Consider the following 24159-nt stretch of genomic DNA (forward strand, 5'->3'; position numbering starts at 1 on the left):
AAAGCACCTTCTTAACCATAAATTATTTTGATTAGCCTTAAGGAAAGAACATGAAGATCAAATCCCCTCTATTATTAGTGATGATGCTTTGCCTGGGTTTAAGTTACAGCGTCAATGCAGCAATACCTAATGTAACTGCCGAAGGAAAACCTTTTCCCTCTCTTGCGCCTATGTTGAAAAAAGTGAATTCCGCAGTGGTTAATATCTCCACCTATTCAACCAAACAGGCGCAGGTCAATCCTTTATTAAACGATCCTTTTTTCAAGCACTTTTTTGATACTCCTGAGCCCGATGATTTACAGCAGAAAATCCCGCAAAAACGCCAGCAAAGTGCAGGTTCCGGGGTCATAATCAATGCCAAAGATGGCATCATTATGACTAATTTCCATGTCATAAAAGACGCCGACGAAGTGCAGGTTTCATTGATCGACGGGCGCAGTTATAAGGCTAAAATAATAGGTTCAGATCCGGAATTGGATATTGCTATTCTGGCAATAAAAGCCAGCAAACTTACTCAGGTAACCATATCCGAGACCCTTCTTTTAGAAGTCGGTGATTTTGTGGTTGCCATTGGTAACCCTTTTGGTTTAGGCCAAACAGTGACCACGGGTATTGTCAGCGCGCTGGGACGCAGTGGTTTAGGGATAGAAGGTTATGAAAACTTTATTCAAACCGATGCTTCTATTAATCCCGGTAATTCCGGCGGAGCACTGGTGAATTTGAATGGTGAACTGGTTGGTATCAATACCGCTATTATTGCGCCGGCAGGTGGCAATATAGGCATCGGATTTGCCATTCCAGTCAATATGGCCAAAGCGAGCATGCAGCAAATCATAAAATACGGTGAGGTTAGACGCGGTCAGATTGGTGTTGCTATTCAGGATATTACCCGTGATTTAAAGGAGGCACTGGAGCTTAAAAATGGTCAGTTGGGTGTACTGGTTGCCGGTGTCAGCAAGGGCTCTCCCGCTGAAAAAGCAGGGTTAATCGCCGGTGATCTCATTACCGGTGTTGATGATCAACTCACCACGTCTAGCGGACAGCTGCGCAGCCAAATAGGCCTGAAAAGTATCGGCGATACGGTCAAAATCACCCTATTACGTGATGCTGTTAAAAAAACAGTGGATGTTAAAATTGGCAAACCACCAACCTTGAGTGCTGCAGATTCATCCGCAGAACTGCATTCTTTGCTTACGGGCTCTTCATTTTCCAACAATAATAAGGGCAAGGGTGTAAAAGTCATCGAAGTGCAAAAAAACTCTCCGGCCGCCTACGGTGGACTTGCGGCGGGTGATGTCATTATCGCCGCGAATAAACGCAGCGTTAATAATTTATCATCCTTCAAAAAAGCACTGGCAGTATCTAAGAGCAGCATCCTATTACAGGTTAACCGCAGTGGTGTCTCTTTATTTATCGCCATTCGTTAATTAATGATATGCATGGTGTAACTGTGTAGTGTAATTGTGAGTGTAACTGTGTGGAGAAGAATCTAAGCACAGTTACGCTCATTACCTCAACACAACCCTTTCCGTTGCCAAAATAGAGCTTAATTGGATATTAGAAATCCCAAATGCACTACGGGAAGCACTCGGCATGCAAAAATAACAACAATAATTAAAAGGGATAGCGGTTGTGTTTAATATTATCCATAATAAGCCACTGTTATTAAAAGCATGGATCAAGATATGGAACTGCAGGACGTTTACCGCAAAGATTTAAATCTATTAATTGCATTAAAGGTATTAGTCGAAGAAGGCAGTGTCAGTAATGCCGCAGTCAGGCTTAATTTGAGTCAATCGGCATTGAGCCGCATATTAGGAAGATTAAGAATACTGCTTGGCGATCCGCTTTTTATCCGTGATGGCCAACATCTGCAGCCAACACAACGCGCTATCGAGTTAAACCTTGCGCTCAATGATCCCCTACAATCATTACGGGCCCTGTTATCACCCAGTGATTTTGCAGCAATAGATTGTACGCAGCATTTTAGGATCGCCGCGACCGATTATGCCATGCAAACAATTATGCCCTATGCACTACCTCGTATTTACAAAGAAGCGCCAAATATATCCCTTGAGTTTTTACCACTGAAACATAACCAGATGATCAATCAATTAACCAGTGAAGGGGTGGATATGGCGATCTGCCGTCCGGCTTATTCAATTGATCCGTTACAACGGGAAAAATTTGGCCTGGTCAGCGTATTTTGTATGTTATCAAAGTCTCATCCTCTGGCCGATAAAACACTGACTTTGGAGAGTTATCTTACTTATCCGCATGCTTTGATTGCGATTAGCGACGGTGTTAAAACACTGCTTGATACTGCGCTGAGTGGACATCAAAAACAAAATACTATTTTGCGGGCATCTCATTTAGAAGCGGCCCTGGCTATTATGGACAAAATGCCGCTGCTGATTACCGTCCCTGCCGATCTGGCCTATTTAGTGGCAGAAAAGTATGACCTGATTGTAAAACCCCTGCCCTTTGAATTTAAACCTTTTGAATATTCACTTATCTGGCATCCCCGTTATGAATATTCCCAGGCACAAATTTGGCTGCGGCGTTTATTAAAAGAGGAATGCAGTCAATTAATTGAGCAGCGGATAGTTGAGATGGGAGAGGGTTAGGTTTAGATTTAGATTTAGATTAGTCAAAAATTGATTAAAAAAAAGCCTGCAACAGCAGGCTCAAATTTAAAGACTTATTATAAAGCAATACATTAGCTATAGTCTTTACAGTTTGATGACGATGCGTCCGGTCACTTGTCCATTGATAATCGCTTCAGCATATTCTGCTGCTTGTTCTAATTCGATCTCGCGACAGGCTTGCTGGTAATAACTGGCCGGTAAAATTTCAGCGATACGTTTCCATGCAGCCATGCGTCGTGGGTAAGGGCAGGAAACAGAATCAACACCTAATAATTTAACTCCACGCAAAATAAAAGGCATAACCGTGGTGGGCAAATCAAAACCGTTAGCTAAACCACATGCGGCAACCGCGCCGTCATAACTGATTTGCGACAGAACCTTAGCAAGTATTTTACTGCCCGCGGTATCCACGGCACCTGCCCATAACTGTTTGTCTAATGGACGGATCGGCTCTTCAAGTTCAGAACGCGGGATAACACGGCTGGCACCCAGTTGTTTTAATAGCTCGCCATTTTCTTCCACTCTGCCGGTCACTGCAACAACCTGATAACCGAGCTGTGCTAATAAAGTCACCGCAACCGAGCCAACACCGCCACTTGCACCGGTCACTAATATTTCACCACTTTCAGGTTTAATGCCGGCATCAACTAAGGCTTGTACACATAACATTCCGGTTAAGCCGGCGGTGCCTATCATCATCGCTTGTTTGCTGCTCATTCCCTGCGGCAGAGGGACTAACCAATCAGCCTGTAAACTCGCTTTCTCTGCCATGCCGCCCCAGTGACCTTCACCAACGCCCCAACCCGTTAAGACAACATTATCACCGGCCTGATAACGCCCATCCTTAGATTCAATAACCTGACCGGCTAAATCGATACCCGGTACCATCGGAAATTGACGAACGATTCGGCCTTTACCGGTGATCGCCAAACCATCTTTATAGTTTAATGATGAATAATCAACATCAATTAAGACCTCCCCTTCAGGTAACTGAGATTCATCAATTTGGCAAATTTCTGCAGTGGTTTTTTTGTCTTGCTGATTGAGGATAAGTGCTTTAAACATAGAGATACTCCGTGGGTAATAAGGATGCTTTAAATAAAGGTAGTTTAGGGCAAAACAGTTTATGAAAAAAATGAAACTTAATCATATTATCTATGCACAAAATGCATAGATAAATACATAGAAACATCTTAACCTAAATATCTTTGCTCAAGATGCTTTTTATATATAGAAAGGTTAAGGGTTTCACCTGTTGCTTGCTTAACTAACTGATCGGTTGTTAACGAACTGGCTTTACTCCAAATATTTTCATCTAACCAATTGAAAATAGGCGTTAGTTTTTGTTCTCTTAGACAGGCATTAACATCCACCTGTTTTTTCATCGCGTCCATAAACTGCGCTGCGTACATAGCACCCAGAGTATAACTGGGGAAATATCCAAAAGCGCCATCGGTCCAGTGGATATCCTGCATACAACCATTTTTATAGTCACCCGCCGTTGAAATACCTAAATATTGCTGCATTTTAAGATCCCATAGTTCAGGGATATCCGTATAATTAATCTTGCCGTTGATCAAATCACGCTCTATTTCATAGCGTAAAATAACATGGGCAGGATAGGTGACCTCATCGGCGTCCACGCGAATTAATCCGGGCTTAACACGGGTGTATATTTTTTGCAGATTACTGGCCTCAAAGACGGCAGGATTATTATTCGGAAAATGTTTCAACGTTAAGGGCACCAGTTGATCAATAAATTCCTTACTGCGGCCGAGCTGCATTTCAAAAAATAAACTTTGAGATTCATGGATCCCCATCGAACGTGCTTCACCGACCGGCAACCCTTTAAGATCTTTAGGTAAACCCTGCTCGTAACGGGCATGCCCTGTTTCATGGACAATACCCATCATAGATTGGACAAAATCGCTTTCATCGTAACGTGTTGTTATTCGGACATCCTGGCTGGTTCCACCACAAAACGGGTGCGAACTGATATCTAATCGGCCGCGATTAAAATCAAATTCAAGCAGTTTCATAATATCCAGACCAAGCGCATTCTGCTGCTGGGTGCTATAAATTTCTGACGGCTGAATAAACGCCTGATTGCTTTGCTGCTGCTGAATTTGCTCGGTTAAATCAGGTAACCAGGTTTTTAAATTTCCAAAAATACCATCGAGCTGCTCACAACTAGTACCGGGTTCATAAAGATCCAGCATCGCATCATAGGGGCTTATATTGGCAGCATCTGCTCGAATTGAAGCCTCTTCTTTAGATAACAATACAACCTCGGCAAAGTTTTTGGAAAAACCCTGCCAGTCATTTTCACCGCGTTGCGTGCGCCAGGCGTGTTCGCATTTAGAACCGGCTAATGATTTAGCCTCTACCAAACGTTGCGGTAGCACCGTCGCCTTTTGCCATGAGGCTTTCATTTCACGCAAACTTGCGGACTCAATATCGCCGAGATTTTCAGCTTCTGCATCAGCAAATAACTCGCCAAGATGTTCAGACGTTGATAACTGATGGATATGTACCGACAGTTCAGCCATTGCCTGTGCGCGAGATTCATTACCACCCGCAGGCATCATCACTGCCTGATCCCAACCGGCAACCGCAGCGAGGTGATCAAAATTAGCAATTTTTTTATAATGCTCAGAAAGTTTATTGTAGTGCTTCATATTGTATCCTAGGGATAAAAGGTGAAATGGTTATTTCTCTGCTTGGGAACACAGCCATAGATAAATAAATAGTTAAATAAATAGATGAATAAATGAATTAAAATTCAAACCGTGATTATACGCTATCTCTATGCAGATGCATGCTGCCAATCTGCGTAATAGCAGTCCGGATAAAGTTAGGCTGATTTAAGGAAAGGATAACATGGCTGTTTTAATTGATAATAAACAAAAAGGCAGTGGCCAAATTGATTTAACCACTGCCTTTCTTAAAACAAAGAAATTGCATACATTTTCACCGTCTCATCGATTCACTACCTCATCAAACTGGGGGGTTCGATTAGGCAGATAGAGTCAACTCAAGGGCTAAACGGGCAATTTTGCTTCAATTTTCTTAGGTAACCATAAAGAAATGATGGTTGTCAGTGCTAAAAACGCAAATGAAACCCACATACAGGCAGCAAGGCCGGCAACCTGAAATACCCAACCGGATAAAACCGTGCCAATTAACCTGCCCATAGCATTTGCCATATAGTAAAAACCAACATCAAGAGATACCCCGTCCCCTCTCGCGTAACTGATGATTAAATAGGAATGCAGTGATGAATTAATGGCGAATACGCCGCCAAATAACATCAAACCACCGACAATAACCACTTCAGGCTGCCAGCCTATCTGCACCGAATAGGCAATGGCGCCGGTCACCATAAGCAGTGCCAATGACCACCAGAACGCTGATTTTCCGTCAGGGTTTTTACCGGTAATCTGTGGTGCAAATCCCTGCACTACACCATAACCGATTACCCATAGCGCAAGAAAACCACCAACATAACTATGCGGCCAGGCAAATACGCTGCCCAGATAAACAGGCAGCGCGACCACAAACCACACATCACGCGCACCAAACAAAAACATGCGCGCAGCTGACAGAATATTAATACTCGGTGATTTAGAAAATATCTGTGAAAACTTAGGTTTGTTTTTAGCTTTGCCGATATCAGCTTTAAGAAAAATCAGGCTGCTGATAAAGACAAAACTAAGCAGCACTGCCATCAGCAACACGGCGTACTGAAATCCAATGGTGGTCAGTAATACCCCTCCTAAGAAAAACCCCGCCCCTTTTAACGCATTTTTAGAGCCGGTCAGTATCGCAATCCACTTATACAGCGTGCCCTCAGCATTGCTCGGTACTAATGTTTTTATTGAGCTTTTCGCGCTCATTTTGTTAAGATCCTTGGCGATTCCGGATAACGCCTGGGCGGCCATTACCCACGGGATAGTCAACCACACCGCGGGCACCGCCAGCATCAGCAAAGCAAATATTTGCATGCCTAAACCAATATTCATGGTGCGATTAAGGCCTAAATGTGCACCCAACCACCCTCCAATGAGGTTAGTCACTACGCCAAAAATTTCGTAAAAAAGAAACAAAAAAGCAATGGACAGTGTGGAGTAACCTAAATCATAAAAGTACAGCACCACCAACATGCGCAGTGCACCATCGGTAATGGTAAAATTCCAATAATTAAACGTCACTAACATATATTGACGAATATTTTGATCCAGGCGTGACAACATAAATTAAACTCTCTATAAAATGAAGCCGCTAAAAGGCGGCTTCGTTTATTGTTATGCTTATTACTATTTTTCAGCTAATTGGCGAACGTAGTCAATTTGATCTGCTTTTTTGAAAGCACCGGGACGCAATGCCTGCACTCGGGCGATAATTTCATCCAATGCCCAGTCTCGCTCTAACAACAAATGTGCTGCCAGCAGACCTGTGCGTCCGGAGCCTCCCATGCAGTGCATTGCAATTTTCTCACCGCGTGCAAGTCTTGCGTGAAGCGCTTTACTATTTTTCTGCCAGTCTTGCTGAAAAGTGTGGTCCGGTACACAGTCATCTTCGATTGGAAGATGAAGCCACTGAATGCCAAGGGTTGCGGCAAGATCGCCTAAGTCGCCAACATTTTTGGCCTGCATTTCTGCCTGACTAATCGCAGTTATAATAACAGTCACGCCCTGAGATTTTAATTGTTTCAGACTGTCCAGCAGCGTTACCTGTTTAGTACCGGGACAAGGCATCAGAATCAGTGCACCGTTATCTTTAAGGGGTAATTCCCAGGTTGGATGTGTCATTGTATTCTTCATTAAACTGCACCGACTTTACGAACAAGCTCAGCGGTACGAGTGGCATAACCCATTTCATTGTCGTACCACGCATAAATTTTAACCATGCGCTTACCGACCAGCATGGTTGATAACGCATCAACAATAGTCGAACGTTGATCGCCTTTATAATCAATCGAAACCAGTGGCCGTGTTTCAAAACCGAGAATACCTTTAAGCTCATTTTCAGATGCCTCTTTAAGCAAAGCGTTCACTTCTTCTACGCTGGTATCACGTGTTACGTTGAAAATAATATCCGTTAATGAAGCATTCGCTAAGGGCACTCGAACAGCATGGCCGTTGATCTTACCGGCTAAATCCGGAAAAATTTCAACAATAGCGGTTGCAGATCCCGTTGTTGTTGGAATTAAACTCATGCCACAAGCTCGCGCGCGACGTAGATCTTTATGCGGCGCATCGAGAATGGTTTGGGTATTGGTTAAATTATGGATAGTGGTAAAAGCAACTTCCTCAATCCCCAGTTTTTCATGGATGACTTTTAGTACAGGCGCAATACAGTTGGTGGTGCAGGAAGCCGCCGTGACAATACGATGAATTGCCGGATCAAAAATATGATCATTCACGCCGACTACGATATTGGCGATGCCTTCTTCTTTCACTGGAGCTGAAACCACCACCCGCTTGACACCTTGCACCAGATATTTGTTTAAAAACTCGCTTTTACGATGAATGCCCGTTGCTTCAATAACCACATCACAACCAGACCAGTCCACGGCATCAATGCTTTTCTCTTGCGTGGTGCGTAGCACTTTTCCATCGATAACAATCTGCTTTTCAGTGGCTTCCACCTGATGATGCCAACGGCCCTGCACCGAATCAAACTCCAGTAAATGCCCGAGGGTGATCGCATCACCTGCTACATCGTTAATCTGTACAAATTCTAATTCTGGCCAATCAAAAGCTGCACGCAGCGCCAGACGACCAATACGACCAAAACCATTAATTCCGACTTTAATAGACATTTTATTTTCCTTTAAACACAGCAGGTGGGGCGCGACTTCATCGCACACAGACGTTCAATATCTTGTTGGTATTCTTCTTTCAGACAGTTGGAATCGACTAAGCCTTGTATTTGCTTTCTCATCCAACCGGGTAAATTCTCAGCAAGTCGGTAAAATACCCACTGACCTTGGCGTGTATCGATAACGATACCCATTGAGCGTAACATCGCTAAATGCCGCGAAATTTTAGGTTGGCTCTCCTGCAGAGACTCAACAAGTTCTGCTACGCACACTTGATTCTCACGTGCGATCAGCAATAAGCAACGCACGCGGGTTTCATCTGAAAGCAGTTTAAAAAATTGATGGGGTAACATAATATCTCCACGACATTTCCATATACGGATATGCGCATATCTTATCCGTAAGCTTCACAATGTCAATGGTTTTTTCAGCTGTTTGAGGAAAAGCAGTATCGATGGGCATCAAGCAAAAATGTCAAGGCTCACGGCTTCTGACAGAAACAGCCATGCCTTATTCTGGCTTAATATTTTTATGATCAAGACCGAGTTTAAAAAAATATCAGCTGAATTTGCAACTATGACGGGCATAAAAAAACGCTGAATGATCAGCGTTTTTATATTGTCCAAGTAGCTAATTATCAGATTATTATCAGTGAGCCGCTTTATCACCCCAAATCTCTGTAAGACGTTTATCCCGCCCGCAGTTCCAACGATAAGCCTTATAACGAAGCGGGTTGTTTTTGGCATAATCCTGATGATAACTTTCGTTACCTTTAATGGGATAAAAAACCGCTGCCGGTAAAATGGGCGTGACGACGGTTTTATCGGCAAATTGCGCCGCTATTGCCGCTTTAGATTGTTCGGCTATTTTTTTCTCTTCTTCACCTGCGACAAAAATAGCACTGAGATAACTTGGCCCTTTATCGCAAAACTGCCCGCGCGCGTCAAAGGGGTCGATGTTTACCCAGTAATAGTCGAGCAGTGCCTGGTAACTTACTTTATCCGCATCATAGGTGATTTCCACGGCTTCATAGTGCCCCTGGTGATCACCGTTATAGGTTGGGTTTTCTAATTTCCCGCCGGTAAAACCCGAGACCACATCGGTCACTCCCTGAAGTTTTTCAAAGTCGGATTCCATGCACCAAAAACATCCGCCGGCCAAGATAGCTTTGTCAGCCAGCACGTTTGCGCTGTACAACAGACAAGCGCTTAAAAGTGAGAGTATTAATCTAGATTTCATTAAGGTTATTCCTTGATCAACAAAACTGCGTTTCGAGGTGATAGCAATCAGTCTGATAAGAATTGTTCATTCAGCTTCAAAAAGCAAGCGGCTGCTTGGCTTAATGATAAGCCAGAAGAGTCAACCAGCACAGATGCTGCGTACCGCCCTGACAATGTCAGCCCTTTCTTTGCGGATTTTCTTTGCGGATAAGGGCAAACCTTTAAGCAAGCGTTTTGCAGTCTATTAAAATTTCCTCCACTTCCCCCAGACAGGATCCGCATCCCGTTCCGGCGCCGGTGTGTTCACTGACAGCTTCCAGATTATCCAGTTGCAGATCCACTATGGCATTTTTAATGGTTTTTTCACCTACTTGTTTACAGGCGCAAATCAGTTTCCCGCAGGCCAGTTTACCCTCTACCTGCCCGGAAATAATAGTGCGTTCAATACTGTCGTCAACCGTTTCCTCAAGGAGGTTTTGTAACCAGTCTAAGTCTTGCTCCTGCAGATTTTTCCCGACAATATAAGCATGCTGCATTTTCTGATCAATAACATTAGCGTAACGGTAAATAGGATCGGAGCTTTTAGTACTGGGAGAATTAGTCAGCGTTTTGCCACCATGTTGGAGTATTAAATTGGACAGTTTAACGGTCATCGAAAGCGGATTAATATTTGCAGCAAGGCGATACAAATAACCCGCGGCTACCTTTTGTTTTACCCAATAATCAAAATCAGACATATCAATAAGCGTCCGGCTGAGTAACCAGGCTTCACTTTTGTATGCCCATTTGACAAGCTTAACCGGAGTAAATTTAAATTCCGGTTGCCCTGAACTACTATCCAAATTTGCTTTGATTAAGGAGCAGGCATTGGCCTTACTGGCCGTCGTCGCATTCCAGTGTATCGGCATAAACAACTGTCCTGGTTCAATGTCTGCTGAAACCGCTAAGCGAACTAATACTGCACCACTGACACTGCTGACATCCACTAACTGACCGTGCTCGAGTCGCTGTTCTTTTGCGTCAGCAGGATTCATTAACACAAAGGGTTCCGGCTGATGGGCGCTTAAGCGGCTGGAAAACCCGGTTCTGGTCATGGTATGCCACTGATCGCGAATACGGCCGCTGTTAAGCGCGAAGGGGTAATCTTCACAGCAGCTGCTAAGAGGCTTATGGTGTAACACCGGGATCAATTGTGCTTTTTTATTTGCCGTAAAAAACAGATTATCGGCAAACATACGCTGATGGACCACCTCTTTTTGGTATTCAGGCACCGGCCATTGTTGCGGAGTCAGCTGATTGTAAGCAGCCGCACTGAGATCCGCCAGACCAATTAAATTTAGAGCACGTAACTTGCCGTCACGGTTGCCCAATGCGGTCATTTTTACATACTCATCAAAAACCTGCCCTTCATGGGCATAATCAAAGGCCTTTGCAAAGCCCATCTTTTTTGCCACTTCACTGATTATCCACCAGTCGGGTTTGCCCAAACCAGGAGTTGCTAAAATTCTGCGTTGACGGGAAATTCGGCGCTCCGAGTTAGTCACTGTACCGGACTTTTCACTCCAGCCCTGGGCCGGTAATAACACATCGGCAAAAGCCGTTGTCGCCGTCTCTTTAATGCAATCAGAAACAACTACTAACGGGCATTTTTTTAGTGCTGCCTGAATTTTGCTGCTGTCGGGTAAGCTGACCACCGGGTTGGTGGCCATTATCCAAACGGCTTTAATGGTGCCGTCATAAATAGCATCAAAAAGCTCAATGGCTTTTAAGCCGGGTTTTGCAGCTAACTGCTCGGTCTGCCAAAATTCACTGATGCTTTGATGATCCTGTTTATTACCAAACTCCATATGTGCAGCTAGCGTATTCGCCAGACCGCCAACTTCTCTGCCGCCCATGGCATTGGGCTGACCGGTCACCGAAAAGGGTCCCATGCCTTCTTTGCCAATACGCCCCGTTGCCAGATAACAGTTCAAAATACTGTTTACCTTGTCCGATCCCTGCGATGATTGGTTTACCCCCTGAGAATAAATGGTGATCACTTTTTCGGTTTGAGAAAAATGTTTATAGAATAATTCCAGTTGGCTTTCTTGAATACCCAGACGTTTTAAAAATTCATCCCAATTCCGGCATTCATCTACAGCATTGGCTAAACTCGCTTCAAAACCCTGCGTATATTGGTCGATATAATCCTGATCTATGCTTTTATTTTCAGCAAGATAAGCTAATAAACCGTTAAAAAGGGCAACATCACTGCCCGGCTGAATGGCCAAATGACAATCTGCAATCTCACAGGTTGCGGTTTTACGCGGATCAATAACCACAATAAAAAGTTCCGGACGCAAAGCTTTCGCCGCTTTTAAGCGCTGATATAAAACCGGATGACACCAGGCTAAATTGGAGCCGGTAATGACCACCATGTCAGTTTTATCGAGGTCCTCATAACAAACCGGAACAGTATCAGAGCCAAATGCACGTTTGTGGCCAGCGACCGATGAAGACATGCACAGACGCGAGTTGGTATCAATATTGCCGCTGCCAATAAAGCCTTTCATAAGCTTGTTAGCAATATAATAATCTTCGGTCAGTAACTGCCCTGAAACATAAAAGGCAACGGAATCAGGCCCGTATTTTTTTATGGTGTCGGAAAATTTATCGGCCACCAGCGTTAAAGCTTGATCCCAATTTGACGCAGTACCGTTGATTTCCGGGGTTAATAATCGCCCTTCATGGACAACCGTCTCACCAAGCGCCAAACCTTTAGAGCACAAGCGGCCATAATTTGCGGGGTGATCCTGATCACCTCTAATATCCAATAAACCGAGTTTATTGGGTTTTGCTTCCACACCACAACCAACGCCACAATATGCACAGGTGGTTTTTGTCCATAGGCTTTTTTCTGCTGTCATGTGACCTCTCTTGATTTCAGCTTTATCAGCTGTTTTATGCTTAATTCGATTTTATCTATCCGATCATGCAATTTACGCGCCAAATAATGTGCATAATCCGATTTTTCCGTAAAGAGCAAAGTTAACACTACACAAACAAACAGTTAACAAAAAACAGCGAATAGATCAGCACCAGTGTCCTTAAGAAGACACTCTCCAAAAAAGATGAGCAAGCTTACAAAAGGATCATAGTGGTGCTAGTTGCACTATTAATGCACCTATTTTTAACCCTAACAAGCTGTTCGGTGTGCACTCGGTACATTGTCATCAACAATGGAAATAACCACTAACAACCTGATTTAAAAACCCTTAAATATTTAATTCAAGGGTTTTTATTTACATTGGCACTGAATTTGCTTTAACAAAATAAGTATTAACAAACTCACAACAGTAAATTAACAAAACCCGATAGCAGCTTGACGATAAAAAATGCAAACAGGTAACAATATGAACATACAAAAAAGTAACAATGTGGTTACCACTTTTGTTTTAAACGAGATAAAAACGGCCAACAGGGCTTTACTAAAAAGCCAAAAACCGTCCACTTCCGGAGTGGTTTTTTTAGTAGGTGCCGGCCCCGGTGATCCGGATCTGCTTACTGTAAAAGCACTTCGGCTGATCCAAAAATGTGATGTCATTATTTTTGATAACCTGGTAAGTCAACAAATCAGACAGCTGTTTCCTGCACAGGCTGAAATCTTGTATGTTGGGAAAGCTAAAAATAATCACAGTATCAGCCAGTCCGACATCAATCAGCTGTTAATCAATAAAGCCCAACAAGGTTTAAGCGTTTGCCGTTTAAAAGGCGGTGACGCTTTTGTTTTTGGCCGTGGCAGCGAAGAGATGCTGGCCCTGAAAGCACACAATATTAAAGCCGAAATCGTGCCGGGCATTACCGCTGCGGCAGGTTGCGGCAGCTACGCAGGCATTCCCCTTACGCACCGCGGCCTTTCTCAAGGTTGTACTTTTGTTACCGCGCATGCAGAAAAAACCCTGGATATAAAATGGCAAGCCCTTGCCAAACTGGATCATACTCTGGTCTTTTACATGGGCCTGAGTAAAGCAGAATTAATTGAAACGCAGCTCATAAAAGCAGGCTTAGATAAAAACACGCCGGTGGCTTTAATTGAAAACGGCTGCTGTCCGCAGCAAAGAGTGAACACCGGTCAACTCAATCAACTTTCCTCATTAGTACAAACACAGCAAATAAAATCACCCGCTCTGATCATGATTGGCAAGGTTGTCTCTCTCGCTGAGCAGCTGCAGTGGTTTAACGAAAAACCATCGATCGATAGTGCGATTAATGAGTTAACCCAATTATCAGCTTAAAAATTTATAAGGATTTTAACATTATGAACAAACAACGCATTGTGGTGGTCGGTAACGGCATGGTCGGCCACAAGTTTATTGATACCCTGATTGCAGATGAAAGTGTTGACTACGAGATCATTACTTTTTCAGAAGAGTCGCGCCTTGCCTATGATCGCGTTCAACTAAGCGGTTTTTTCTCCGGTAAAACAGCCGATGATTTAGCCCTGACCGATGCGACTTACTATCAACAAAACGGCATCAACTTCGTGCTCAACGATAAGGTTATCAAACTTGATACCGCCAATAATCAGGTAGTTACCAACAGCGGTCGTATTGAATCCTACGATAAATTAGTTCTGGCAACGGGGTCATTTCCTTTTGTGCCTCCAATAGCGGGCAATGATAAAGAACATTGCCATGTGTACCGTACTATTGATGATTTAGAGGACATAACAACCTCTGGAAAAAGCAGTAAAGTGGGTGTGGTTGTCGGTGGCGGTCTGTTAGGTCTGGAAGCTGCCAATGCACTGGTTAATCTCGGTTTGGAAACCCACGTGGTGGAATTTGCTCCGCGTTTAATGGCCGTGCAGTTAGATGACGGCGGTGGTCAATTACTGCGCCGTAAAATTGAAGCATTAGGGGTACAGGTCCATACGGAAAAAGCGACCACGGAAATTATCGACGGTGATAACTGCCGCTACCGAATGAATTTTGCCGATGGCAGTTTTCTAGAAACAGATACAATCGTTTTCTCTGCGGGTATTCGCCCTCAAGATGAACTGGCCAGGCAGTTTGATTTAAAAATTGGCGAGCGCGGCGGTATTGTTATCAATAACCAGTGCCAGACGAACGTTGATAATGTTTATGCAATTGGTGAATGTGCATTATGGGATAACAAAATTTTTGGTTTAGTTGCGCCCGGTTACCAGATGGCAAAAGTGGCTGCAGCCCATATCAAAGGCGAGTCTCTTGCTTTTACGGGTGCTGATATGAGCACCAAACTAAAATTATTAGGCATTGATGTGGCCAGCATTGGTGAAGTGCACGGTCAAACACCGGGCGCGCAGTCTTACACCTACCACGATGAAATTGAACAGGTTTATAAACGTTTGATCGTCTCGGAAGACGGCAAAAAGATTGTCGGTGCGGTGTTAGTCGGGGATGCACAGGCTTACGGCACATTATTACAACTGTTACTCAATGATATGACCCTGCCGGAAAATCCTGCGGTGCTGATTCTACCCAATACCGGTGATGAACAAGCGAGTGGATTAGGAATCGAAGCCCTGCCCGACACTGCCGCTATCTGTTCCTGTTTTGATGTCACTAAGGGTGATATTAAAAGTGCCGTTGCAGCGGGTTGTTGCACCATGGCAGATATCAAAACACAAACTAAAGCATCAACTGGCTGTGGTGGTTGTAGCGCACTGACCAAACAAGTTTTAGACAGTGAACTAGCGAGCTTAGGTTTTGAAGTCAATAACGACCTTTGTGAGCACTTTGCCTATTCAAGACAAGCGCTCACGGACATTATTCGAGTTAAAAAAATCACTACTTTTGAGCAATTACTGGAAAATCACGGCAGCGGTTTAGGCTGTGAAATCTGTAAACCAACGGTGGGTTCTATTTTAGCCTCTTACTGGAATGAATATGTGTTGGAAGATACCCATATTGAGTTACAGGACAGTAACGATCTCTACCTTGGTAATATTCAAAAGGACGGCACCTACTCGGTTGTGCCGCGCGTAGCAGGGGGTGAAATCACGCCGGACAAGCTGATTGTACTGGGTCAAGTCGCCAAGGAATTTGATCTTTATACCAAGATCACCGGTGGTCAGCGAATAGATCTGTTTGGCGCGCAGTTACATGAATTACCAATCATTTGGCAGCAATTAATCGATGCCGGTTTTGAAACAGGCCACGCCTATGGAAAATCCTTACGCACGGTTAAATCCTGTGTGGGTAGTACCTGGTGCCGTTTTGGGGTTGATGACAGCATGGCCTTAGCCATCAAGGTCGAAAATCGTTATAAAGGTCTGCGTTCTCCGCATAAAATAAAATTTGGCGTGTCCGGTTGTACCCGCGAATGTGCCGAAGCCCAGACTAAGGACGTTGGCATCATTGCCACGGAAAACGGCTGGAATATGTATGTCTGTGGTAATGGCGGCATGCGCCCCCGTCACGGTGATTTATTTGCTACGGGCCTGGATACAGAAACCCTTATAAAATACACAGATCGCTTGTTAATGTTCTATATCCGCACCGCGGATCGTCTGCAACGTACTTCAGTTTGGCTGGAAAACCTCGAAGGTGGATTAGATTATTTAAGAGAAGTGGTGATCGAAGACAAGCTTAATCTCGCCGCTGAACTTGAACAGGAGATGGAAAACAACATTAAAAACTATCAATGCGAATGGAAAACCACGCTGCAAAATCCGGCAAAACTAAAACGTTTCAAACATTTTATCAACAGTGATGACAGCGATGATCAGTTGGCATTTGAGCTGGAGCGCGAGCAGCGTATACCTGCCCCAAAAGGCAATCCACAAACAATCAAAGTCGTAGAACTAACGGAATAAGGGGAAGGTCATGAGTCAGTGGTTTAACATTTGTAAATATGAAGATCTTGCTCCTAACAGCGGCGTTTGTGCCCAATTTGAAGATCAGCAAGTTGCCATTTTTTTCTGTCAACGTAACCAGGAATTATATGCAGTTTCCAACTTTGACCCCTTCGCACAAGCGAATGTCATTTCACGCGGAATAATAGGTTCAACCGAGGGGCAAACCTATGTTGCATCGCCTTTGTATAAACAGCGCTTTAATTTAAAAACCGGCGTCTGCCTGGATTCACCTGAGCACGTATTACAAACCTATGCAGTGCGTATTGAAGACCAACAGGTGCAACTGCAGGCAACACGTTAATCGTCAATTTGAAGCTCTTAATTGTGCTCTATATGCCAAGCATATAGAGCACAAAATTTTTTTAAAGGAAAGAATCATGGATAAAACCTCATTTAATATATTCTCTTTTGCCGGGAAGATGAAAATCCTGCATTTAAGCTGGATGGCCTTTTTTATCACATTTGTGGTCTGGTTTAACTTCGCTCCCCTGCTGCTTGCGGTAAAGGAGTCTCTGGGTTTAAGCACCGAAGAGATAAAAACCCTATTAATTCTTAACGTCGCCCTGACCATACCTGCTCGGGTTATTGTCGGTTCATTAACCGACAAATACGGGCCAAGAGTCGTTTATTCGGCATTGCTGGCGATTTGTTCTATTCCATGTTTTATGTTTGCTTTTTCAGAAACATTTTTAGAAGCTGCTATCGCACGTTTTCTGCTCGGTTTTATCGGTGCAGGTTTTGTGATCGGTATTCGCTTGGTGTCAGAATGGTTTCCGCATAACGAACTCGGCACCGCCGAGGGGATCTACGGCGGTTGGGGTAACTTCGGTAGTGCAGCTGCAGCTTTTAGCTTACCAACCCTTGCATTATTGTTTGGCGGTGAAGACGGATGGCGCTATGCAACAGCAATCACAGGTTTGATGAGTTTAGTTTTTGCTTTTGTGTTTTATGCTAATGTTAGCGATACTCCAAAAGGCTCTACTTATTTTAAACCGGCCAATTTAACCGCCATGGAAGTAACTTCCAAGGGTGACTTTTTCCTGTTATTAATAATGAAAATCCCAATGTATGCAGCCCTTGCGTTGCTTGCATGGAAAGTCTCTCCAAGCAATATTGCGATGATTAGCGCTGAAGTCACTTATCTTATTTATGTCGTATTGATTGCGCTGTATATTTACGAATGGTCACAGGTTTGGAAGGTCAATAAATCAATTTTCACTACCCCTGTCGCTGAAATTCATCGCTATAAATTCAAACAGGTTGCTGTTTTAAATGTGCTTTATTTTGCAACCTTTGGCTCTGAGCTGGCGGTGATTTCAATGTTACCCTTATTCTTTTTGGAAACCTTTGAATTGACGCCTGTCATGGCGGGTATGGTTGCATCGGCTTATGCCTTTATGAACTTGGTTTCACGCCCCGGTGGTGGTTGGATTTCTGATAAATGCGGGCGTAAAATAACCTTAGTTATTCTTACCGCAGGACTTGCCTTGGGTTATCTGTTAATGGCGCAAATTACCAGCGGCTGGACACTGTGGATTGCGGTTGCAGCAGCGATGTTATGTTCTTTCTTTGTGCAGGCCGGTGAAGGTGCAGTATTTGCCACGGTACCCTTGATTAAACGCAGAATGACCGGACAGATTGCCGGCATGACCGGCGCTTACGGTAACGTTGGTGCGGTGGTTTACTTAACCATACTGTCATTTGTTGATTACCAAACTTTTTTCTACGTGATTGCCGTGACTGCATTTTGTGGTTTGGTGACTTTAACGCTGATGACCGAGCCCAAGGGACAAATGGCCGAGCTCAACCCCGATGGCAGTGTCACTATGATTGATGTTAGTCACTAATACCAAAAGAACTAAAAAGGTGATCATCCTTGCTGGTTAAAACCATCCCTAACTGCGTTGTGAGTTTTGAAGTGAGAATAACTATCTCCTGCAACTCACGCCTTATTAGGGCTGATTTTTCCTTCGCAATCATTGATCACTTCATTAATTCTTTTGGTATAAGAAAACGGCGGGTGTTAATTGTATTAACACCCGCCTTCACTACCCAGCCTAAGGAAAGAATAAATTTGAATATCCCCGCTAAACAACCTGATAACTCACTTGAACTGATTGTCGGGGGATATTCCGAAACCGGCAAAAGAGAAATCAATCAAGATGCTTTTGCGGTCAAAATACCGACCTCCTACACAGAAAAAAAACACAAAGGCATTGTCGCCAGCATCGCAGATGGTGTCAGCTGCAGCACTAAGAGTCAGCAGGCAAGTCATACCAGCGTCACCCAATTCATCAATGATTATTATTGTACGCCCGAACATTGGGGGACAAAATTATCCGCCGGCAAAGTATTAAACTCACTTAATTCGTGGTTATACCAACACGGCAATAATGACCAGATCCGCCACGACGGGCTAATCACCACCTTCAGCTCGGTTATTTTCAAATCCACCAGCGCTTACCTTTTTCACGTTGGGGATACTCGAATATATCGCTACCGCGACTCACAATTAAAACAGCTCAGTAAAGATCATAGCCGCGCTCAATACGGTAAAAACAGTGTTTTAACCCGCGCACTTGGCATGGACTCGCATTTAGAGGTCGACTTTCAAACAACCGAGCTGCAGCAGGATGATCTGTTTTTTTTATCATCCGATGGTATTCATGACTGGCTGAGCAAAACTGAACTTAAAAAACATCTTTCCACATTAGCTCCTCAAGAATCAAGTGCAGCGGCCTTTGAAGTGTTAGCCAAAGCAATAACTCAAAATGCACTGGATAACGGCAGTACCGATAACCTCACCTGTTTGCTGCTGAGGGTTAAAAGCTTACCGGTCGTCGCCGTTGACGAACTGCAAAAAAGATTAACCGAATTAACTATTCCACCGGCCCTGCATGAAGGTAATGAAATTGATCATTTCCAAATAAAAAAAGTGATTCATGAAGGCCCGCGCAGCCATGTTTATCTGGCTATCGATAAATGGTCTAAAGGTTTTTTTATTTTAAAGATGCCGTCATTAAATTTCAGTGACGATCTGGTTTATCTCGATGGTTTTTCAAAGGAGCAATGGGTCGGCAGAAAATTATCTCATTCGAGCATTATGTCGATTTTACCGAAAGTGGATGGATCGCCATTTTTATACCATATCTGCGAATATATTAAAGGTATTACCCTCAGGCAGTGGATCTATGATAATCCTCATCCCCCCTTAGAAACGGGCAGAGAGATTATCCATAATATTGTCGCCGCGGTCAGGATATTACAACGTTCCGGTATGGTGCATCGCGATTTAAAACCGGAAAATATTATGATATCGGCAGATAATAAAATAACCATTATCGATTTTGGCACGGTGCAAATAGACAGTTTGGATGAAATATCGGTGGCCCTCGAAAGCGAGCAACCTTTAGGCGCTACCGATTATATTGCGCCCGAGTACTTGATTAAAGGACACGCCAGTTCAGCATCGGATCTATTTTCTATTGCGGTCATAGCCTATGAGTTATTAGCGGGACATTTACCCTATAAATCACTCAATTCTCAATCCTTAAGCCGCGCAAGAAATGCACAATGGAAATACCGCCCGATCAAACAGTTTAGGCCTGATATCCCCGACTGGATTGATTTAGCCCTGCAAAAGGCCGCACACCCGGTTTTGGCGCAGCGTTACAATGCCATGAGTGAATTTAGCCAGGATCTCTACACGCCCAATACAAAAATGCTCAGGAGCCGCGAGAGTGCGCCATTATTAGAGCGCAACCCGGTTAAGTTCTGGCAGATTTTAAGCACCCTGCTATTTTTTGTTGCCTTAATAGAATTAACTTTGCTTCTGGGAGATTAAAACTTAGACAATTAAGAGCGTAACTGCAGGGTCACTAAGACCACACCGTGGTCGGTGCTTTCTCCGTCACGGTCAAAAATGGGATTGATCAAATGCCTGTCGTAGGTATTATATTCACTGACTTCAAATAAGCTGGAATGATAGTTGGCATCAAATTCACAGGATAATAAAATATAATCCAAGACCGAACTCGAAGCACCAAAATAGTGTGTTGGTTTACGCGAAATATGCTCAGTATTATTTTCTGTTCCCTGAAATAAATCCCATGAATCTTTTAAGCAGTATTTTTCAAGATAAGCATCACTGTCAAATTTTGATACAAAACGCAGCGAATCCGTTATCAGGTGGTTTAATACGCCATCCTCCAGAATATTGTTAAAATCGCCCATCAAAATCATCGGCAATCCGCTTTCTTCGCGGCGCGCTATCATATTAACCAGTAATAGTGCGGCTTCGCTGCCGCGCTGAATAGTGGAGCCCCAACCGCCGGCGACTTGTGCCTTAAGTTTTTCAATAATGTTTTTTTCTGTTGAAAAATCATTACTGTTATCGTGTTCAAGCATCGGACGTTTAGATTTAAAGTGCACCACGTAGCAGTCACAATCGCCAATATGCGGCAAATTAATGGTTGCGCGTAAGACCTGCCTACTGAAGGAAAAATCCTCTTGCAGTCCCATTGCAACAGCCAGGGTTTTATCCGCCTGCACCGCTTCAATATCGACAATGGGATATTTTGAGGCAATAGCGACCACCGGGCTGCGACAGATAAAGTCATCAATCACTTGCGCCTGATCCACTATCTGAAAAAATTCATAACCTTGTTCGGCTAATAAGTCAGCTAATGCTTGCGGGCTGAATACCTCCTGAAATCCAATCACATCGGGTTGAAATTCATTAACATAATCGGCTATCCACTTTTGTTTTTTGGCCCATTGTTCGGCGCTGTAAATCCGTTCAAAATCGTAATAGGCAAAAGGCGGCTCAAGATAATTAAACAGGTTAAAAGTCGCGATCTTAATAAAGGAATCAGGGATAGCGTCAGCGGTAGTGACTGATTGTATTTCAGGGGGATGATTAAATGACAAATTATTTTCTCTGTGGTGTTTAGACCGCCAGTATAACGGAAATTGGCTCGGCTTGTGGAGAAGCTTGATTCTTTTACCTCTGTCCATGACTATTTGTCTGACTTTGCACTGTGCCGGTCGCCCGCTAGAGTAATAAAAAAATCGCCCTACCGTAAACGCAGAAGACTCTATTTTAGGAGTAGACAGGTTTTACCGTGGCGAAGGCAGCTTGGGATTCGCTCACCGCGAATGAGTTCATTGCTGCGATGAAATAAGCCAATGAAGAAGGCATATTGCATCTTTTTGTGCTTCAAGGGCAGACAATATCAGCAAATTTTTTCTTAAAAGCAGTGCGGAATGTCAGATATACTTAATCAGTCCACTTATATAGTCAAAGCATTGCCTATAGTAGTATTAGAATCAATAAATAGGCGGTTTATTGCTTTTTTTTGAAGGTGCTGAAAAAATAGATGAAAAACCAGTCTCATCAATAATCATTAAATGTTATAAAACTGAATCTGATAATTTAACCCTTTTATAAAATCGTTATGACGGGTTGAAATTTAAATAACACCGATAAGGAAAATTCAATGAAACTATTTTTTAAATTATTTGCGGGCTTGGTGATTGTCTTGCTGGCGGCCGTTGTGCTGCTAATGGCAACCATTGATCCCAATGATTATAAACAACAAATTCAAACTCAAGTTAAAAAATCCATTAACAGAGATGTGGCTATTAATGGTGATATTAGCTGGGCGTTTTATCCACAGTTAGGTTTTAGCAGTGGCGAAATTGAACTGCGTAACCCTGACGGATTTAATCGTGAGAATTTGCTGAAAATTGATCAGGCTGCCCTTGGTATCGATCTTTTACCCTTATTAAAAGGTCAAATTCAGATTGGTGAATTAACCGTTAATGGTTTGGTTGTTAACCTTATTACCAATAAAGACGGCAGCTCAAATCTGGATAATATGCAGGCGGCCGGCAGCGCGCAGGAAACAACCCCAGTTAAGGACACAAGCGGCGATACGGAGTCCGAAAAAAGTGATTTTTTTGCGTTGGAAAATTTGCAGTTAGCGGGTATTAATCTTAATAATGCGCAAATAGAAATTCAGGACCTTAAAGCCGGTACCAGCAACAAAGCAAATATCAAACAAATTCAACTCGGTAAATTTGTACCTGGACAGGAAACAGATTTATCGATGCAGACCGACCTGGTTCTGGATAACCTACAGGCTAAATTAGATTTGCATTCAAAACTTCTGCTAGCTTCCGACTTTTCAACGCTTGAACTGAAGCAATTTTCTCTTACCACGCTATTAACCGGAGAAGCGCTGCCCAATGGGAAAATAGATAGTTCGATTAATACCGATATCAAATATGATCTTAATAATGCCAAAGCAGAACTCACTGATTTGATCATTAAGCTTGATCAAATCCAACTCGCTGGAGAACTTTCGGTACAAACCCAAAAGTTAACCACAGTGCGTTTCTCGCTCAAGAGCAATCAATGGAATCTCGAACCTTATTTAACTGCCCCAGAAGAACAAACAACAGCCACTCCCGGCACAGCGAGCAGTGCTAATACAAGCGAAAAAGAGCCGGATCTGAGCATATTAAACAGCCTGGATGTCAACGGCACACTGTCCATCGAGGGGGTCAAAGTATCCGGTCTGACTATTGGCAAAATTAATTCAAAAATACTGGTTAATAAGGGCAAAGCACAGCTAACGCCATTAACGGCGGAGCTTTACCAGGGGTTGTTAACCTTAGAGGCATCCATTGAAGAGAGTAAAGGATCAAATCGCTACCAGATTTCAAGCAATCTAAATAACGTACAAATACGTCCAATGCTGATTGATGCCGCTGAAATTGATTTTATTAGCGGTACAACGGACTTTAACTTCGCCGGTAAAGGGCAAGGTTTAACCACCACGAAAATAAAAACAGGATTAACGGGAAAGGGTGATTTTAAATTATTAGACGGTGAGTTATACGGTATTAACCTTCCTCAGGAGGTACGTATCCTAAAAGCGAAACTGACCGCTGCACCGCAACCCACCGAAGAAAATATTAAAAAAACTGACTTTGCATCATTAACCGGAAATTTCGTTATCGGCAATGGCATTGTCAATAACCAAAAATTGTTAATGCTCTCTCCTGTTATGCGTCTTGATGGCAATGGTCTGGCTGATATTTTAAAAGAGACATTGGACTATCGTTTAAGCGTCACTCCACTGTCAAAGAGCACTGAAAAAATCGAACAGGGCGATTTGAGTGGTTTAACTATTCCGCTACTTATTAAGGGGCCTTTTTCTGATCCTAAATTTACATTGGACACAGAAGGCGTTATAAAAGAACGTCTTAATGCAGAGAAAAAACGCCTGAAAGAGAAACTTAAAAAAGAGTCTCAACAAAAAATAGAAGAGCAAAAAAATAAGTTAGAAGATAAATTAAAAGATAAACTCAATAATCTGTTTGGTTAACTTTATTTTATTAACATTATTTGGTTAACATTGTTTGGTTAACAAAAGATTAAGTTAATAGTATTAAAAAAGCCCTAAAATTATTTTAGGGCTTTTTAATAGCGACTTCCACCCACCAGTCCGATGAAAGTATTCCTCCTGCAGCCTTAATGACTTAGTGCCTTAGAGACTTAGTGCCTTAGAGCCTTAACATCAT

18 protein-coding genes are annotated in these 24159 nt (G+C 43.2%); 9 read left to right on the top strand and 9 right to left on the bottom strand.

What is annotated here, in order from left to right; genetic code table 11:
• Positions 1-50: 50 nt before the first annotated feature.
• Complete coding sequence (locus tag ACJAZP_RS08120) at positions 51-1427, top strand: Do family serine endopeptidase (protein WP_415230241.1); 1377 nt, start codon at positions 51-53, stop codon at positions 1425-1427.
• A gap of 258 nt (positions 1428-1685) precedes the next feature.
• Positions 1686-2627, top strand: a complete 942-nt coding sequence (locus tag ACJAZP_RS08125; RefSeq protein ID WP_415230242.1) for a LysR family transcriptional regulator — start codon at positions 1686-1688, stop codon at positions 2625-2627.
• A 105-nt stretch (positions 2628-2732) separates the two neighbouring features.
• Here ACJAZP_RS08125 and ACJAZP_RS08130 read toward each other — a convergent pair whose 3' ends face one another.
• From ACJAZP_RS08130 to msrA, 7 genes are all read right to left on the bottom strand, one after another.
• Positions 2733-3713: an MDR family oxidoreductase gene (locus tag ACJAZP_RS08130; RefSeq protein ID WP_415230243.1), complete on the bottom strand. Its 981-nt coding sequence runs from the start codon at positions 3711-3713 to the stop codon at positions 2733-2735.
• Positions 3714-3841: 128 nt separating this feature from the next.
• Entirely contained in the window at positions 3842-5326 is a 1485-nt protein-coding gene (locus tag ACJAZP_RS08135) for a carboxypeptidase M32 (RefSeq protein ID WP_415230244.1), read from the bottom strand.
• 363 nt (positions 5327-5689) lie between these two features.
• Positions 5690-6901, bottom strand: a complete 1212-nt coding sequence (gene arsJ, locus ACJAZP_RS08140; RefSeq protein ID WP_415230245.1) for an organoarsenical effux MFS transporter ArsJ — start codon at positions 6899-6901, stop codon at positions 5690-5692.
• A gap of 63 nt (positions 6902-6964) precedes the next feature.
• Positions 6965-7471, bottom strand: coding sequence for a cyclin-dependent kinase inhibitor 3 family protein (locus ACJAZP_RS08145; RefSeq protein ID WP_415230246.1), 507 nt, complete (start codon positions 7469-7471; stop codon positions 6965-6967).
• Positions 7471-8472, bottom strand: coding sequence for an ArsJ-associated glyceraldehyde-3-phosphate dehydrogenase (locus ACJAZP_RS08150; RefSeq protein WP_415230247.1), 1002 nt, complete (start codon positions 8470-8472; stop codon positions 7471-7473). The genes ACJAZP_RS08145 and ACJAZP_RS08150 overlap by 1 nt, the downstream gene beginning before the upstream one ends.
• Positions 8473-8483: 11 nt before the next feature.
• Positions 8484-8825 (bottom strand): metalloregulator ArsR/SmtB family transcription factor, encoded by a 342-nt coding sequence (locus ACJAZP_RS08155; protein WP_415230248.1) that lies wholly within the window; start codon positions 8823-8825, stop codon positions 8484-8486.
• A 295-nt stretch (positions 8826-9120) separates the two neighbouring features.
• Positions 9121-9711 (bottom strand): peptide-methionine (S)-S-oxide reductase MsrA, encoded by a 591-nt coding sequence (gene msrA, locus ACJAZP_RS08160; RefSeq protein WP_415230249.1) that lies wholly within the window; start codon positions 9709-9711, stop codon positions 9121-9123.
• Positions 9712-9723: 12 nt separating this feature from the next.
• Between msrA and ACJAZP_RS08165 the strand changes: the two genes are divergently transcribed.
• Positions 9724-9903, top strand: a complete 180-nt coding sequence (locus tag ACJAZP_RS08165; RefSeq protein ID WP_415230250.1) for a hypothetical protein — start codon at positions 9724-9726, stop codon at positions 9901-9903.
• Between the two features lie 10 nt (positions 9904-9913).
• Here the strand turns inward: ACJAZP_RS08165 and ACJAZP_RS08170 are convergent, their stop codons facing one another.
• Positions 9914-12598 (bottom strand): molybdopterin-dependent oxidoreductase, encoded by a 2685-nt coding sequence (locus ACJAZP_RS08170; protein ID WP_415230251.1) that lies wholly within the window; start codon positions 12596-12598, stop codon positions 9914-9916.
• Between the two features lie 486 nt (positions 12599-13084).
• On the opposite strand from ACJAZP_RS08170, the gene cobA reads away from it, so the two are divergent.
• From cobA to ACJAZP_RS08195, 5 genes are all read left to right on the top strand, one after another.
• On the top strand, positions 13085-13966 hold the full coding sequence (gene cobA / locus ACJAZP_RS08175; protein WP_415230252.1) for a uroporphyrinogen-III C-methyltransferase: 882 nt from the start codon (positions 13085-13087) through the stop codon (positions 13964-13966).
• Positions 13967-13989: 23 nt separating this feature from the next.
• On the top strand, positions 13990-16527 hold the full coding sequence (nirB, locus tag ACJAZP_RS08180) for a nitrite reductase large subunit NirB (protein WP_415230253.1): 2538 nt from the start codon (positions 13990-13992) through the stop codon (positions 16525-16527).
• Between the two features lie 10 nt (positions 16528-16537).
• Entirely contained in the window at positions 16538-16870 is a 333-nt protein-coding gene (nirD, locus tag ACJAZP_RS08185; protein ID WP_415230254.1) for a nitrite reductase small subunit NirD, read from the top strand.
• A gap of 76 nt (positions 16871-16946) precedes the next feature.
• Complete coding sequence (locus tag ACJAZP_RS08190; RefSeq protein WP_415230255.1) at positions 16947-18416, top strand: NarK family nitrate/nitrite MFS transporter; 1470 nt, start codon at positions 16947-16949, stop codon at positions 18414-18416.
• Positions 18417-18643: 227 nt separating this feature from the next.
• Positions 18644-20413 carry a protein kinase domain-containing protein gene (locus tag ACJAZP_RS08195; protein ID WP_415230256.1) on the top strand — a complete coding sequence of 590 codons (1770 nt, stop codon included), beginning with the start codon at positions 18644-18646 and terminating at the stop codon, positions 20411-20413.
• Between the two features lie 11 nt (positions 20414-20424).
• Here ACJAZP_RS08195 and ACJAZP_RS08200 read toward each other — a convergent pair whose 3' ends face one another.
• The gene (locus ACJAZP_RS08200; RefSeq protein WP_415230257.1) at positions 20425-21498 is read right to left on the bottom strand and encodes an endonuclease/exonuclease/phosphatase family protein; all 1074 of its coding nucleotides are present in this window, start codon (positions 21496-21498) and stop codon (positions 20425-20427) included.
• A gap of 569 nt (positions 21499-22067) precedes the next feature.
• On the opposite strand from ACJAZP_RS08200, the gene ACJAZP_RS08205 reads away from it, so the two are divergent.
• Positions 22068-23963 (top strand): AsmA family protein, encoded by a 1896-nt coding sequence (locus ACJAZP_RS08205; RefSeq protein ID WP_415230258.1) that lies wholly within the window; start codon positions 22068-22070, stop codon positions 23961-23963.
• Positions 23964-24159: the final 196 nt, after the last annotated feature.

This window comes from Psychromonas sp., assembly GCF_047632955.1.
Lineage (GTDB): Bacteria > Pseudomonadota > Gammaproteobacteria > Enterobacterales > Psychromonadaceae > Psychromonas.